We start from the raw sequence: 14,093 nt of genomic DNA, 5'->3' as shown, positions 1-14,093 counted from the left end.
CAAGCTGATCAAGCTTTGGCAAAGAAGGTGAACACCTCGGTGCGCGTTTACGATTCCCTGGTCGATCTCATGGGCAACACCCCGCTGGTTCGGCTGCACAAGGTTTCCGCGGGACTGCCCGCCCAGGTGCTCGCTAAGGTCGAGTACTTCAATCCGGGGGGCTCGGTCAAGGACCGCATCGCCCTCCGCATGATCGAGGCCGCCGAGAAGTCGGGCGAGCTGCGCCCCGGCGGCGTCATCGTCGAGCCGACGTCCGGCAACACCGGCGTGGGCCTGGCCATCGTGGCCCAGCAGAGGGGTTACCGGTGCCTGTTCGTGGTGCCGGACAAGGTGGCCCAGGACAAGATCGCGGTGCTGCGTGCGTACGGGGCGGAGGTCGTGGTGTGCCCGACCGCCGTCTCGCCCGACCACCCTGACTCCTACTACTCGGTCTCCGACCGGCTGGCCCGCGAGGTGCCCAACGCCTGGAAGCCCAACCAATACACCAATGTCAACAACCCCGATTCCCACTACCACTCGACGGGTCCCGAGGTCTGGCAGGACACCGAGGGCCGGGTCACGCACTTCGTGGCGGGCATCGGCACCGGCGGCACGATCAGCGGCGCGGGCCGTTACCTCAAGGACGTCTCCGACGGCCGGGTGAAGATCATCGGCGCGGACCCCGTGGGCTCGGTCTACTCCGGCGGCTCGGGGCGGCCCTACCTGGTCGAGGGCGTCGGCGAGGACATCTGGCCGGACACATACGACACCACGATCTGCGACGAGATCATCGCGGTGTCCGACAAGGACTCCTTCAACATGACCCGCCGGCTCGCCCGCGAGGAGGGGCTGCTGGTCGGCGGCTCGTGCGGGATGGCGGTCGTGGCGGCGCTGCAGGTGGCGGCCAAGGCGGGCAAGGACGACGTGGTCGTCGTGCTGCTGCCGGACGGCGGCCGCGGCTACCTGTCGAAGATCTTCAACGACGACTGGATGGCCGACTACGGCTTCCTGATCGAATCCTCCGAGGAGGGTCTGGTCGGTGACGTGCTGGCGCGTAAGGGGCGGACGATGCCCGAGTTCGTGCACGCGCACCCACACGAGTCGGTGAGCACGGCCATCGCGATCATGCGTGAATACTCCGTGTCCCAGCTGCCGGTGATGAAGGAGGAGCCGCCGGTCATGGCGGCCGAGGTCGTCGGCTCCATCGTCGAGCGCGACCTGCTCGAGGCGCTCTACCACGGCAGGCTCTCCTCCGACGACCCGATCGCCGATCACATGTCCGCACCGCTCCCCACGATCGGCAGCGGCGAGCCTGTGTCCCGTGCGGTCGAAGCGCTGGAGAAGGCCGATGCGGCCGTCGTGCTGGAAGAGGGCAAGCCCGCTGGCCTGATCACCAGGCAGGACCTGCTCGCCTTCCTGGCCAATCACTAGGGTTTGGGCTGCGAGGGCCCGGCTTGGGGGAGTGGGAACTCGGCGACCACCTCCCAAGCGCCCTCCGAGGACGGGCCGGCGTAGAGCCGGCCGCCCAGCGCCTCCACGCGCTCGGCCATGCCGACGAGACCGAACCCGCCACCAAGGCGGGCAACCCGGGGATCTGACGCGGAGGACCCGAAGTTCCGCACCCGCAGCACCACGACCTTCTCATGCCTCCGTAAATCCGCCTCCACCCAGGCGGAGCGAGAGGCGTGCTTGCGGACGTTCGTGAGCGACTCCTGCAGCACCCGGTGCAGGGTGGTCATGACCTCGGGCGGCAGCGTGCGATCGTCCAGTCCCTGCCCGATCTCGAAGGCCACCTTGGGCCCGTCGGCCGAGAACCGGTCGGTCAGGAGACGTAGATCGGCCAGCGTGGTGCCGGGCTTGCGGGCCGCGTCGTCCTCGGTACGCAGCACCGCCACCATGCGCCGCATCGAGGTCAGCGCCTCGGACCCGGCCGTGGCGATCGCGTCGAGCGCGGGCGCCACCGCGTCCGGCCGGGTCTCGGCCACCGTACGCGCGGCCTGGGCCTGGACCACGATGCCGGTGATGTAGTGGGCGACCAGGTCGTGCAGCTCCCTGGCCAGTTCCAGCCGCTCCGCCCGCCGTACCGAATGCACCGCCTCCATGCGGCGCTCCTGCTGGAAGCGGAGGTAGCCGCCGATGCCCGCGGCCATCGACCACCCCGCGAACAACACGAACGACAGCGCCAGCCCCGCGCTCTGGTAGTCGCGCGCGATCCCCTCGGTCATCAGGACGACCAGCCCGACGCAGGCCAGCACGGCCGCCCGCCGTACCGGCTCCACGTGCCGCAGCACGCCGATGGTCAGGACGAGCAGCGACCCGGTCTCCGCCATGCCGGGCGAGCCGTCGAAGCCGCCGCCGCCGATCGTGAGGGAGACGCCGAACGACAGCGCCAGCATGATGCCGAACCCGTTCAGGCGATGCTTGCGCCGAAGCACCACCGCCGCGATGCCGCACGCGCCGCAGATCGGGACGAGCCACTGGAAGCCCCCGATGACGGCGGCCAGCACGAGATCGAGCATGAGCATCATGCCCAGCCAGCCGAGCATCGCGATCTCGCTCAGCCTCCGGATCCAGTAAACGAGCCGCTTGGAATCACCCACGGCCCGAGCCTAGGCCGCAAGTCGGACACGTCGAATCAACCGTTCGGCCGAGTCGGCCGTCCGCAGACCCACCCTTCAGCGGAGGCGGTGGCCAGGGAGATCGCGGATGCTAGATATGTCGGAAAGGGGACAGAGATGGTTGCCATGGGGTTAGCACTGCTGGGAGTCGGACTGGTCGTCGGGGTGCTGCTCGCGCTGGCCGACCCGGTGCTGCTCTCCCGCATCAACGGGGAGCCCGCGGAGGGCGGCCGCGGTCGGTTCGTCAAGGCCGATCCATATGAGTCGCTCGTACGGCTGGCGCCCAGGTCGAGCGGGGAAGAGCGGCACGAGCCCAAGGCCGCCTGAGGATCCGGCTCGCGCGGGCATGGTGCGCGAGCCTCGCGGGCGGCCGTTGGGGGACGGCGCCCGCATCGGCGGCCCGTGGTCCGTTGGGGAGCGGACCGCGGGCCGTACGGTGGGGACCGGAGCCCGGGTGGTCTTCCGTTAACGTTGCCTCTATGAGCAACGGTTTTGAGACCCTGGCCATCCACGCAGGTCAAGAGCCCGACCCGCTGACCGGTGCGGTCGTGCCGCCGATCTACGCCACGTCCACCTACAAGCAGGACGGCGTGGGCGGCCTGCGTTCGGGATATGAGTACAGTCGCTCGGCCAACCCCACCAGGACCGCGCTCGAGCAGGCGCTGGCCGCTGTGGAGGGGGGAGCGCGCGGGCTCGCGTTCGCCTCGGGGCTGGCCGCCGAGGACACCTTCCTGCGTACGGTGTGCAAGCCGCAGGACCACGTGATCATCCCGAACGACGCGTACGGCGGGACGTACCGGCTGTTCGCCAAGGTCCACGAGCGGTGGGACCTCCACTACGACCCGGTCCCGCTGCACAACCTCGACGCCGTGGCCACGGCCATGACGCAGAAGACCAAGGTGGTCTGGGTCGAGACCCCCACCAACCCGCTGCTCGGCATCGCCGACATCGCGGCGCTCGCCCAGATGGCCCACGACAACGGGGCGTTGCTGGTGGTGGACAACACGTTCGCCTCGCCGTATCTGCAGCAGCCCCTCGCGTTGGGGGCGGACGTCGTGGTGCACTCCACGACCAAATACGTGGGCGGGCACTCCGACGTGGTCGGCGGTGCGCTGATCGCGGCCGACGCCGGGCTCGGCGAGGAGCTGGCCTACCACCAGAACGCGATGGGCGCGGTGGCCGGGCCGTTCGACGCCTGGCTGACGCTGCGCGGGCTCAAGACCCTGGGCGTGCGCATGGACCGCCACTGCGACAACGCCGAACGCGTCGTCGACCTGCTGCTGGCGCACCCGCGCGTGATCGAGGTGCTCTATCCGGGGCTGGCCGAGCACCCGGGGCACGAGGTGGCGGCCAAGCAGATGAAGCGGTTCGGGGGCATGGTGTCGTTCCGCGTCGCCGGTGGTGAGGCGGCGGCCGTGGAGGTGTGCAACCGGGCGAAGCTGTTCACGCTGGGCGAGTCGCTCGGCGGTGTCGAGTCGCTCATCGAGCACCCCGGCAGGATGACCCACGCGTCGGCGGCGGGGTCGCCGCTGGAGGTGCCGGCCGACCTGGTGCGGCTGTCGGTCGGCATCGAGACCGTCGACGACCTGCTCGCCGACCTCACCCAGGCGCTGGCCTGAGGACGCTGGTCGCCGGCCCCGTCATCCGGTGGGGCCGGGCACCAGCATCAGGAACAGGATCACCAGCCAGATCACGGACAGCAGTCCGCTGATGGCGGCGATCCGCCCGTTCTGGACCTTGGCGTCGTCAGCGGTGTCCTCGCTGCCCAGCACCCGTACGGCGGTGCGCAGGTCGCGGTCGATGATGACGAGCATCACGGCGGCCACGATGAACAACGTCATCGAGGCCGTCATGTACCACCGGCCCAGGACTCCGTTGCCGAGGACCGCGCCGAGCGCCAGCCCGAACACGAACACGCCGATCGAGCCGAGGCTGTAAACCCTCGTCATGCGCTGGATGGTCTGCAGCGCGGGCACGTTCTTGTTGCGGATGACGCGGGGCGCGGCCATCGTCGCGGCGGTCACCGGGCCGATGGTGAAGATGGCGAAGGCGATGTGGAGCCACAGAAGCAGGGACGACATGCCGGAGAGACTAGTCCCCGACGATCTCGGCCGGGGGCTCGACACTCTCTTTACGCTCGGCGGAGCACAGCATGCAGAGCTCCGTGGCCGCCACCGCGACGACCATCAGCACGATGAGGAGAATCGTGGCAATCATGGGCTCCCCTCCTTCCCCGTGCCGGACGTAAATATCGTCCTGAATGACTAGACGCCTGTGCAACGGAATAAGTTCGGTGCCGGTATGGTTGGTCACCGTCTCGTTTTTCTTACTGTTAGGGCACAAGGGGGTGCCGTCCGTGGCCATCAGGCACGTCGAGCCATATACCGACGAGTGGCTGCAGCAGCCGATCAGCTACGTGCGCCAGGTCGTCGACCAGCTCGGAGCCGAGGTCGCGGACTGGTGGGAAGGCCCCTGCGACCCGCGTCACGCCACGCTCAAGCTGGCTGACGGGAGCGCGCTGGTGTGGGACGAGGAGAGCGGCTGGCGCCTGGGCGGATTCGTCTCGGGCGGCCGCGGCGACCACACCGAGCTGACCGGCGTCCGCTACCTGGGCCATGGCCTGCTCCCGAAACCGGAGCGCGTACCGTCGGCGCTGACGGACGCCCGCGCCGGGATCGGCGCCAGCTCGGCCTGGCGTCCCTGCTACCGCTCCCACCGCAACTGCCGCGACGGCTTCGACGTGGCCCTCACCTTCTACACCCGCCTCATCGGCGCCTAACCTGGAGCGCTCACCGCTCTGCGGCGTGCGGCCACACCCGATGACAGTCGCAACAATCCGCTCTCTCACCTCAGCAACGTCTTCGGGAATCGGTTGCGACTCGGGCGGGTCGCCAACGTACTGCTCGGCCAGCAGCCCTTGACGGTGCAGCCGCTGCACAACAGCGGCCTTGACCAACCGACGCGCGAGATGTCCGGGCACGGCGAACGACGCGTCCGGTCCACGGCGCCACGGTTCGTCGCAGGCCAACCTCGTCGCTGGTGAGCCAGTCCTCTGGCATATCACTAACTATGAGGGTGGGTTGATAGTTGCTGCTATGGAGTGGGCTCGTGCAGGACGAGCAGGATGTGTTCGTCCTCGCCGTGCAAGACCGTTCCGGAGCGTTCGAAGCCGTGCCGCTCCAGGAGCCGGACCGACGCGGTGTTGCCGTGGAAGGGGTCGGCGTAGAGGGGGCGGGTCTTCTCGGCGTGGAGGAAGAGGCCCAGGGCTCGGGTGCCGATGCCGCGGCCCCAGAACTCACGCCCCATCCAGTAGCCGATGAAGCGCCGCTCCTCTTCCCACCAGGCCACGAGGTTGCCGGCCACCTCGTCGCCCACCAGGATCGTCTGCACGAAGTTGGTGGGGTCGCCGAGGACCCGGGTCCGCCAGTGGGTCAGGAACCGCTCCCGCGGGCGCGCCGGGAACCTCGATCTCCGGACGGCTTCCGGGTCGTGCTCCTGCGCCAGGAACACCTCCAGGTCCGTCTCGACCACGTCTCGCAACCGTACGTCCTCGTCGCTCATGCCGAGTGAGTCTGGCAGGTCCCACCGACAATTCAGCGGGCGCGGCGCAGCCGGAGGAAGTCGCTGACGACGTACTCGCCCAGGCGTTCGGCGCTCGGGGAGAACACGCGGCCGCCGTTCCTGCGGGCCACCTCGTCCACGAACTCCTTCAGCCGGTCGTCCGCCGCCAGCATGAAGACGTTGATCGTGGCGCGCCGCCGGGTCATCTTGTCCACCTCGGCCAGCGTCAGCTCCAGCGTCTCGTGCGACGGCGGCCACTCGAACGCCGACCGGCCGCTGCGCATGAGGTGGGCGGTGGGCTCGCCGTCCGTGACCACCAGCACCACCGGCTCGAAGTCGGGGTGGCGGTCCAGGTGGCGGCCGGCGATCAGGAGGGCGTGGTGCAGGTTGGTGCCCTGGACCATGTCCCAGTCGAGGCCGGCCAGCTCGTCCGGCTGCAGGACTCTGGCGTAGTTGGAGAAGCCGATGATCTGCACCGCGTCCTGCGGGAACTTGGAGGCCACCAGGGCCTGCAGGGCCAGGGCCGTCTGCTTGGCGGCGGCCCAGGTGCCGCGCAAAGCCATCGAGTACGACAGGTCGACCAGCAGGCAGACGGCCGCGGCGCTGCGGCGCTCGGTCTCGGCGACCTCGAAGTCGTCGACGGAGAGTCGCACGGCCGCTCCGTTTCCGGTGCGCTGTCCGGTCTGGGTGCCGCCTCCAGGCCGCACGCCGCCCCGGCGCACGCCGTTGACCAGGGTGCGGACCACGTCGATCGGCTGCTCGTCGCCGAAGCGCCATGCCCGCGACGAGCCGGTGAGCTCGCCGGCCGCACCGGCGTCGTGCTGGTCGTGGTCGCCGCGCCGGCCCGCGTCCAGGGAGGAGAACACCCGGCGCAACGCCGTCTCGCCGAGGCGCCGCACCGCCTTGGGGGTCAGCTCCAGCTTGCCGCGGCGGCGCAGCAGGTAGCCCTGCTCCTCCAGCTCCCGCTCGATGCGCTTGAGCGCCTCCAGGTCGTCGACCGCGGAGCGGCCGAGCGCGCGGCGTACGGCGGCCTCGTCGACGTCGTCCAGCCTGGCGCCCGGGTAGTCCTGGCGGAGGGCGGTCTCCAGCTGGGTGAGGTCGGCCAGCTCCTCCAGGGCGGTGACCGCGTCGCCCATGCCCAGGGGTTCCTCGCCGGTGAGGCGTTCGGGGGCGTTCCAGGCCAGGTCGGGGCGGCGGGCGTAGAGCGCCTCGCCGAGTCTGCGCATCTGGTCGGAGAGCCCCGCCTGGTCGAGGGTCTGGTTGATGAGGTTGCTGAGCTCCTCGCGCTGGCGTGGGGTCATCGAGGCCAGCATGCGCTGCGTGGCGGCGGCGCGGCGGGCCAGGATGTCGACGAGCTCCTCCAGGTTGCGCGGCTTCTCGGGAAACAGGTCGCCGTATTTCTCCATGAAGGCGTCGAAGTCCGCCTGAGTGTGCTGGCCGCGGGCGTCCTTGTCCAGCATGTCGTTCAAATCCGACATCATCTGGCGGACGCGTTCCATGGCCTCTGGGTCGGGGTTCGCGAGCGCGTCGCGCAGGCCCCTGAACTGGCTGTCGAGGACCTCCCGGCGCAGCAGGTCGCGTAGCTCTTCGAAGGTCTGGCGGGCCGCGGCCGAGCGCCAGTCGTACGAGCTCAGCTCCTGGATGGCGCTGGCGGTGTCGTCGGGGAGCGCGTCGAGCGTGGTCTCCCGGAACCTCGCGTCGTCGGAGGGGTCGGGGAACAGCTCCGCCCGTTCCTGGCCGATGGCCTTGTCGAGCAGCGCCCGGGCCTTCTCCAGCGTGCCGTCGAGCCGGCCGCGTTCGCGCAGGTCACGGCGGCGCCGGCGGACCTCCCTGAGCATGTCGTCGAGGCCGCGGCGATCCTGAGCGCCGGGGAGACCGCGCTTGAGGAGGTCGCGCAGGGCGTGGACCGGCGTCGAGCCCGACAGGATCGCATCGCCCATCTCGTCCAGCGCCGCCCGTACGTCGTAGGGCGGGGCCAGGGGGTCGGGGCCGTCGTGGTACTCGCCATAGCGGAAGGCCATCACGAGACCACGCTAACCCGGAATGTCCCCATGCGCGCCCCAGGCGAAGAGCTCAGGGCTCGACCAGCCGTTCCGCCTGACCGAGGCAGGCGTTCGGCCGCGCTAGGCGTCCCCGTAGATCTCCCAGACCTCATCGATGCCGCCAACCTCGGGCGAGTAGCGCAGCTGCACCAGCACGGGGTGCTTCTGGGACTTCAGCACCCTGGTCAGGTCCGCGGTGCTGCAGGACTTCTTGCCGAGGCCGTTCCTGTCGGCGTTGACCGGATTGCCGGTCAGCCACCCGTCCCGGCAGCGGGCCGTGACCCGGTATAAGGCCGTGCTGTACGAGTAACCCAGCTTGAGGGTCCTTCCGCCGGTCGCGAACAGGACAGTGCTGTCGTTGACCCGCTTGATCGTCCCACGGCCGGTCCGAGCGTTCGGCCAGTCGCTGACCAGGAACTCATTGATCTTGACGGCCTTGCCGCTCCGATACTCGATCCGCAGCGGCTTGACCCCACGCTGCAATTCGGCGGCCAGATGCCCGGGCTTGCAGGCCGTCCGCCCCAGCCCTTTCCCGTCCACGGCGATCCGCCCCTCGGTCTCCTTGAGATCGCACGCGACCGTGACCCGCCCGAACGGCGCCTTGGTGTAGTCGATCCGCACCTCTTTGGCGCCGGAGACGGATGTGAGCCGGTAGCCCACGAAGCCGCCCTGTCCCTTCACGTACGTGGCCGACTTGGGCACGGTCCGCAGGAGGCCCTTGCCGTCGGCCCACGCGTAGCCGTACACGACCTTGGTAGCGGTGGCCTCCGCGGGCAGGGCCACAGAGCCTAGGGCAAGAATGACGGCACCGGCCAGCAGGCGCATGGATGGTCTCCCCCATCAAAGTGATCGGCTAATCACTATGACGCGGAAGGAAACCCCAGAGTTCACGTGCGGTAGACGGTCACTCCGTCAAGGTCTTCCTTGGACAGGCGCCGCATGAGGTAAAGCCCCTCCAGCGCGAACTCCAAGGCCGCCGCGGCGTGGCCGGGCGACTCCTCGCCCGCGCCCATGCCCAGCCTGGACATGATCTTCGCCAGGCCGGGCACGGGACCCATCCGATGCAGCAGCTCCCCGGCCGGGATCAGCTCGCCGGACTCCACCTGGTTGCCCTCGGCGAACTTGTCGGTCACCGCGGACAGGTCCATGCCGCCCAACCGGTTCCTGAACGTCTCCGCCGTGGCCCGGCGCAGCAGGTGGGCCAGGATCTCGGTCTCCCTGCCCTCCTCGCTGACCTCGAACTCCACCTTGCCCCGCAGGCTGTGCACCACGGAGGCCAGGTCCACGACCCGCGTGACCGCCTGCTCCTCGCCCGCGAGGGCGGCCCGCCGCACGGCGGAGGCCGAGGCGGTCTCGGCGGCCGCGATCGAGAACCGGGCGGACACGCCGGACCGGGCGTCCACGGCGGTGGACTCGCGGACCAGCCGGGTGAACCGGGCGATCACCTCGACCAGGTGCTCGGGGAGGTCGGCGCCGATGTCCGGCATGGACTCCTGGCGGATGAGCGTGAGCTCGTCCTCGACCGTCTGCGGGTAGTGGGTGCGGATCTCGGCGCCGAAGCGGTCCTTCAGCGGCGTGATGATCCTGCCTCTGTTGGTGTAGTCCTCGGGGTTGGCGCTGGCGATGAGCAGGATGTCGAGGGGCAGGCGCAGGTTGTAGCCCCGCACCTGGATGTCGCGCTCCTCCAGGACGTTGAGCAGGGACACCTGGATGCGCTCGGCCAGGTCGGGCAGCTCGTTGACGGAGAAGACGCCCCGGTTGGTGCGCGGCACCAGCCCGTAGTGGACGGTCTCGGGGTCGCCGAGCGTGCGCCCCTCCGCGATCTTGATCGGGTCGACGTCGCCGATCAGGTCTCCGACGGAGGTGTCGGGCGTGGCGAGCTTCTCGCCGTAGCGCTCGTCGCGGTGCTTCCACGCGACCGGGAGCTCGTCGCCCAGCTCGCGCGCCAGCGCCTGGCAGCGCGTGCAGGCCGGCGCGTACGGATGGTCGTTGATCTCGCAGCCCTCGACCACCGGCGTCCACTCGTCCAGCAACCCGGTGACGGTGCGGATGAGCCGGGTCTTGCCCTGGCCGCGCTCGCCGAGGAGGACCAGGTCATGCCCGGCGAGGAGAGCCCGCTCCAGATGCGGCAGGACCGTGTCGTCGAACCCGACGATGCCGGGGAATCTCGGCTCTCCCGCCCGCAACTTGGCCAGCAGGTTTTCCCTGACCTCGGCCTTGACGGTGCGGTGGACGTGGCCGCTGTCTCGCAGCTCGCGGAGAATTCGTGGCTGTGGCTGATGCACGGGATCGAGACTACGTCCCCTGCGTGGAATGTGGCAGAGAGTTTCGCATCTGGCGGAGATTTCGGATCTTGACTATTGCGTGATGGTTCGTGCGCGTGCTTGTCCCTTTAGTGGGGAGAATCGGGCCTAGGGACGTTCGACATGTCGAGGGGAGGCGAGACGCGTGGCCTTGATGACAAGCCGCTTCGCCGACGGCCTCGCCGTGGGTTCCGACCTGGTGGAGGCCGCGCGGAACGCCGTGGGCCAGGCCCTGTCGAGGCTCAGCGGCCAAGCCGACCTGGTCTGCTTCTTCATCTGCGGTGACGATCCCGACGACGTCGCGAGGGCCGGGCAGGCCGCGATGGAGCTCGCGCCCGGAGCACACGTGATCGGATGCAGCGCCACAGGGGTGATCGGCGACGGGCAGGGTGTGGAGCTGACGCCCGCCGTGAGCGCCTGGGCGGGCACGTTGGACGGGGCGAGGCTGACCACGTTCGCGCTGGAGACGCTCGCGGCCGAGGACAAGTTCGTCGTGGTCGGACTGCCGGAGCGCAGCCAGGACGACCATGTGGCGATCCTGCTCGCGGACCCGTACACCTTCCCGACCGACGCCTTCGTCGAGCGCTCGGTCGATGTGCTCGGCGAGCTGCCGCTGATCGGCGGGCTGGCCAACGGGCTGCAGGGACGGGGTTCTGTACGGCTCTTCGCCGACGGCCGGATCTATAACGAGGGCGCGATCGGCGTGCTGCTCAGCGGTCCGCTGCAGGTCAGCACCGTGGTCAGCCAGGGTTGCCGGCCGATCGGCCCGAGCATGGTGGTGACGGCGTCGGAGGACAATCTGCTGCTGGAGCTGGCCGGCCAACCGGCGCTGGCCAGGCTGGAGGACATCGTCAGCGAGCTGGACGAGGATGACCGCGAGCTGGTCGCCGCCGGGCTGCAGATTGGCGTGGCCATGGACGAGTACGCCGAGCGCCACGAACGCGGCGACTTCCTCATCCGCGGCGTCATCGGCATCGACCCCGAACGCGAGGCCGTCGCCATCGGGGACATCGTGGAGATCGGCAGGACCGTGCGCTTCCAGGTGCGTGACGCGGCCACCGCCGACGAGGACCTGTACGACCTGCTCGACGCCCACCGCGAGCAGTTCGGGAAGGTGGACGGGGCGCTGCTGTTCTCGTGCAACGGACGGGGCTCGGCCATGTTCGGCACGGCGGACCACGACCCGATCGCGTTGCGCGACACGCTGGGGCCGATCGGCGTGGCGGGCTTCTTCGCCGCCGGCGAGGTCGGTCCCGTGGCCGGGCACAATCACGTGCACGGCTTCACCGCTTCCGTGCTCGTTTTCTCCAGCGCGGCAAGTGCTCCATGAGGCGCCCGTGATCCTCGCGATCGACGTCGGCGGCACCAAGATGGCCGCCGGCCTGGTGGCCGGTGACGGGACGGTGACGCTGTCCGCGCGGGTGCCCACGCCGCAGGGCGCGGACGCCTCGACCCTGTGGAAGACGCTTGCCGAGCTGATCGAGCCCTTCTCGGCGGGCGTCGAGGGCGTCGGGGTGGGCTGCGGCGGGCCCATGACCTGGCCGGACGGGGAGGTCTCGCCGCTGAACATGCCAGGATGGCGCGGCTTTCCCCTGCGTGCCCGGCTGGCCGAGCGTTTCCCCGGTCTACCGGTACGCCTCCACAACGACGCCATCTGCCTGGCCGTGGCCGAGCACTGGAAGGGCGCGGGGCAGGGCAGCGCGGACATGCTGGGCATGGTGGTGTCCACAGGCGTGGGCGGCGGGCTGATCCTGAACGGGCACCTGATCAACGGCGGCACCGGCAACGCCGGGCACATCGGGCACGTGGTGGTCGAGCCGGAGGGCGGGCCCCGGTGCGGCTGCGGCGGGCACGGCTGCCTGGAGGCCGTCGCCCGTGGCCCGGCCCTGACCGCCTGGGCTCAGGAGCAGGGCTGGGCGCCGCGGAGCCCCGAATCCGGGGCGTACGACGAGGACCGGGCGGTCACGGCGCGGGCGCTGGCCGCCGACGCGCGGGTCGGCGACCCGGTCGCGGTGCGGGCCATGCGCAGGGCCGGGCGGGCGCTCGGCATCGCGATCGCCTCCGCCACGCACCTGTGCGACCTGGACCTGGTCACGATCGGCGGTGGGTTGTCGCAGGCGGGGGAGCCGCTGTTCGGGCCGCTGGAGGAGGCGCTGCGTGAGCATGCCAGGGTGGAGTTCGCCCGCCGGGTCAAGGTCATGCCCGCCTCCCTGGGCCAGGAGGCCGGCCTGATCGGCGCCGCCGCCCTGCTCCTGGCGGGCGACAGTTACTGGGTGGAACGACGGTAAGGCCCGGCGGCCCCGCTGCTCGGGAGGGCCGCCGGGCCTGGCTCGGACGGGGTGCTATTCGGTTTCCTGGTTCAGGGCGGGACCTGCGTCCTTCCCCCCGGTCTCGACGTCGATGCCGGGCCCGCCATCGTTCTTCGTGTCCACCTTGACGCCGCCTTCGCCCTCGGCGCCGGCGGGCGGGACGGGCATCGAGGTCGGCTCGCAGTCCGAGACGGCGCCCTTCACCACGGTCAGCGACATGCCCATCGGCGGCTTGTCGTCGCCGTCCTCGCTCTTGGACACCGCCAGGACAAGTGTCTCGCCCGCGGGCACCTTCCCCTTCTCGATCTTGAAGGAGACCCCGGCGCCGTCGGAGCCCATGCTCACCGAGAACGGCCCGCTGACGCTGCCCTGCTGCCCGCGGGGCTCCTTACAGGTCTGTCCCGCGGGCAGGTAGTCGACAACCGACTTGACGCCGGCCTCGGCCAGCTCGGCCTCCAGCCCCTCGGGGTCGGTCAACGAGCTGATGTGCACGTCGACAGAGCCGTCCGTGCCCTTGGTGACCGCGTACGCCGGGCTGCTTGCGATTCCCGTCATGACCACCACCGCGGTGGTGGCCGCAGCGACCCCCGCCACCGCGGCGGCCAGCCCCGCGAAGCGCCGCCGCGAGCCGCGCTGAACCGGTGTCACCGTCGTCGTCATCCTGTCCTCCGCCGTTCTCGTCGTGATCTCTTCCTTGAGTGCACTGAGAAGGCGCTCTTCGAAATTGCTCATGCCTGTCCCTCCACGTACACAGGTGCTGGCGAAGCGACGTGTTCCAGGGCTTTCCTGGCCCGGTGTAACCGGACTCGCACGGTCACCTGCCTGATGCCCAGGGCATTGGCGACCTCGGCGACGGTGAGCTGATCGACCGCCACGAGCTCCAGCACGGCACGCTCACCCTCCGGCAGCTTGGCCATGGCCTCCAGAGCGCTGCGCATCTGGCGCTCGGCGTCGATCCGTTCCTCCATCCTGACGAGATCGTCGTCGTCCATCAGCCGGCGACCCGCGACCCGGCCGGTGGCCCGTGCCTCCCTGGCCGCTTGGCGATGCTGGGCCGACACGACGTTGCGCGCGACGCCGTACAGCCATGCGATCTCGCTGCCCCGGCCGGGCACGTAGCTGTGAGCCGAGTCCAGGGCCGCCAGGAAGATGTCCGCCGTCAGGTCCGCGGCGAGATGAGGATCACTCACCCTCCGGGCCACGAACCTCAGCACGGCATCCACGTGACGGCGATAAAAGGCCTCAAAGGCCGCAGGGTCTTCGTTGAGGCGCATCGCCTGA

At 70.0% G+C, this 14,093-nt stretch carries 15 protein-coding genes; 6 read left to right on the top strand and 9 right to left on the bottom strand.

All coding sequences use genetic code 11. From position 1 onward, the window contains the following. The first annotated feature begins 39 nt into the window (after positions 1 to 39). Positions 40 to 1,410, top strand: a complete 1,371-nt coding sequence (locus Q9G87_RS35970) for a cystathionine beta-synthase (protein WP_305921028.1) — start codon at positions 40 to 42, stop codon at positions 1,408 to 1,410. Here the strand turns inward: Q9G87_RS35970 and Q9G87_RS35965 are convergent. After that, on the bottom strand, positions 1,407 to 2,579 hold the full coding sequence (locus Q9G87_RS35965) for a sensor histidine kinase (RefSeq protein ID WP_305921027.1): 1,173 nt from the start codon (positions 2,577 to 2,579) through the stop codon (positions 1,407 to 1,409). The two genes, Q9G87_RS35970 and Q9G87_RS35965, sit on opposite strands and share 4 nt — an antisense overlap. Before the next feature lie 144 nt (positions 2,580 to 2,723). On the opposite strand from Q9G87_RS35965, the gene Q9G87_RS35960 reads away from it, so the two are divergent. Together Q9G87_RS35960 and Q9G87_RS35955 are read left to right on the top strand one after the other, a co-directional pair. Further along, complete coding sequence (locus Q9G87_RS35960) at positions 2,724 to 2,924, top strand: hypothetical protein (RefSeq protein WP_305921026.1); 201 nt, start codon at positions 2,724 to 2,726, stop codon at positions 2,922 to 2,924. A 152-nt stretch (positions 2,925 to 3,076) separates the two neighbouring features. Then, positions 3,077 to 4,216 (top strand): cystathionine gamma-synthase, encoded by a 1,140-nt coding sequence (locus Q9G87_RS35955; RefSeq protein ID WP_305921025.1) that lies wholly within the window; start codon positions 3,077 to 3,079, stop codon positions 4,214 to 4,216. A gap of 21 nt (positions 4,217 to 4,237) precedes the next feature. Here the strand turns inward: Q9G87_RS35955 and Q9G87_RS35950 are convergent, their stop codons facing one another. After that, a complete protein-coding gene (locus tag Q9G87_RS35950; RefSeq protein ID WP_305921024.1) occupies positions 4,238 to 4,678 on the bottom strand; it encodes a hypothetical protein in 441 nt (146 codons plus the stop codon). Positions 4,679 to 4,688: 10 nt separating this feature from the next. Further along, positions 4,689 to 4,814 carry a hypothetical protein gene (locus tag Q9G87_RS35945; protein WP_305921023.1) on the bottom strand — a complete coding sequence of 42 codons (126 nt, stop codon included), beginning with the start codon at positions 4,812 to 4,814 and terminating at the stop codon, positions 4,689 to 4,691. A 139-nt stretch (positions 4,815 to 4,953) separates the two neighbouring features. On the opposite strand from Q9G87_RS35945, the gene Q9G87_RS35940 reads away from it, so the two are divergent. After that, entirely contained in the window at positions 4,954 to 5,376 is a 423-nt protein-coding gene (locus Q9G87_RS35940) for a DUF6292 family protein (protein WP_305921022.1), read from the top strand. A gap of 314 nt (positions 5,377 to 5,690) precedes the next feature. Here the strand turns inward: Q9G87_RS35940 and Q9G87_RS35935 are convergent, their stop codons facing one another. The 4 genes from Q9G87_RS35935 to Q9G87_RS35920 form a co-directional block, all read right to left on the bottom strand. Further along, positions 5,691 to 6,158 carry a GNAT family N-acetyltransferase gene (locus Q9G87_RS35935; protein WP_305921021.1) on the bottom strand — a complete coding sequence of 156 codons (468 nt, stop codon included), beginning with the start codon at positions 6,156 to 6,158 and terminating at the stop codon, positions 5,691 to 5,693. A 32-nt stretch (positions 6,159 to 6,190) separates the two neighbouring features. After that, positions 6,191 to 8,179 (bottom strand): vWA domain-containing protein, encoded by a 1,989-nt coding sequence (locus Q9G87_RS35930; protein ID WP_305921231.1) that lies wholly within the window; start codon positions 8,177 to 8,179, stop codon positions 6,191 to 6,193. Positions 8,180 to 8,281: 102 nt separating this feature from the next. Further along, positions 8,282 to 9,025 (bottom strand): hypothetical protein, encoded by a 744-nt coding sequence (locus tag Q9G87_RS35925; protein WP_305921020.1) that lies wholly within the window; start codon positions 9,023 to 9,025, stop codon positions 8,282 to 8,284. A 62-nt stretch (positions 9,026 to 9,087) separates the two neighbouring features. Then, the gene (locus Q9G87_RS35920) at positions 9,088 to 10,485 is read right to left on the bottom strand and encodes a sigma 54-interacting transcriptional regulator (protein ID WP_305921019.1); all 1,398 of its coding nucleotides are present in this window, start codon (positions 10,483 to 10,485) and stop codon (positions 9,088 to 9,090) included. 172 nt (positions 10,486 to 10,657) lie between these two features. Here Q9G87_RS35920 and Q9G87_RS35915 point away from each other — a divergent pair, with 172 nt between their 5' ends. Then, positions 10,658 to 11,833 (top strand): FIST signal transduction protein, encoded by a 1,176-nt coding sequence (locus Q9G87_RS35915; RefSeq protein ID WP_305921230.1) that lies wholly within the window; start codon positions 10,658 to 10,660, stop codon positions 11,831 to 11,833. Between the two features lie 7 nt (positions 11,834 to 11,840). After that, complete coding sequence (locus Q9G87_RS35910) at positions 11,841 to 12,791, top strand: ROK family protein (protein WP_305921018.1); 951 nt, start codon at positions 11,841 to 11,843, stop codon at positions 12,789 to 12,791. A gap of 54 nt (positions 12,792 to 12,845) precedes the next feature. Here the strand turns inward: Q9G87_RS35910 and Q9G87_RS35905 are convergent, their stop codons facing one another. Beyond that, entirely contained in the window at positions 12,846 to 13,544 is a 699-nt protein-coding gene (locus Q9G87_RS35905) for a hypothetical protein (RefSeq protein ID WP_305921017.1), read from the bottom strand. Continuing rightward, the gene (locus Q9G87_RS35900) at positions 13,541 to 14,086 is read right to left on the bottom strand and encodes an RNA polymerase sigma factor (RefSeq protein ID WP_305921016.1); all 546 of its coding nucleotides are present in this window, start codon (positions 14,084 to 14,086) and stop codon (positions 13,541 to 13,543) included. Before Q9G87_RS35900 ends, Q9G87_RS35905 begins: the two co-directional genes overlap by 4 nt. Between the last annotated feature and the right edge of the window lie 7 nt (positions 14,087 to 14,093).

Source organism: Nonomuraea turcica (assembly GCF_030718205.1).
In the GTDB taxonomy this organism is placed as follows: domain Bacteria; phylum Actinomycetota; class Actinomycetes; order Streptosporangiales; family Streptosporangiaceae; genus Nonomuraea.
The sequence above is the reverse complement of the archived record's forward strand: the minus strand, read 5'-3'. Positions and strand labels throughout refer to the sequence as shown.

Coding starts and splice junctions, on each gene's coding strand:
- Q9G87_RS35935 (WP_305921021.1), bottom strand. CDS start 6,158: ATGAGCGACGAGGACGTACGGTTGCGAGACGTGGTCGAGACGGACCTG.
- Q9G87_RS35960 (WP_305921026.1), top strand. CDS start 2,724: ATGGGGTTAGCACTGCTGGGAGTCGGACTGGTCGTCGGGGTGCTGCTC.
- Q9G87_RS35900 (WP_305921016.1), bottom strand. CDS start 14,086: ATGCGCCTCAACGAAGACCCTGCGGCCTTTGAGGCCTTTTATCGCCGT.
- Q9G87_RS35955 (WP_305921025.1), top strand. CDS start 3,077: ATGAGCAACGGTTTTGAGACCCTGGCCATCCACGCAGGTCAAGAGCCC.
- Q9G87_RS35925 (WP_305921020.1), bottom strand. CDS start 9,025: ATGCGCCTGCTGGCCGGTGCCGTCATTCTTGCCCTAGGCTCTGTGGCC.
- Q9G87_RS35915 (WP_305921230.1), top strand. CDS start 10,658: ATGACAAGCCGCTTCGCCGACGGCCTCGCCGTGGGTTCCGACCTGGTG.
- Q9G87_RS35905 (WP_305921017.1), bottom strand. CDS start 13,544: ATGAGCAATTTCGAAGAGCGCCTTCTCAGTGCACTCAAGGAAGAGATC.
- Q9G87_RS35950 (WP_305921024.1), bottom strand. CDS start 4,678: ATGTCGTCCCTGCTTCTGTGGCTCCACATCGCCTTCGCCATCTTCACC.
- Q9G87_RS35930 (WP_305921231.1), bottom strand. CDS start 8,179: ATGGCCTTCCGCTATGGCGAGTACCACGACGGCCCCGACCCCCTGGCC.
- Q9G87_RS35945 (WP_305921023.1), bottom strand. CDS start 4,814: ATGATTGCCACGATTCTCCTCATCGTGCTGATGGTCGTCGCGGTGGCG.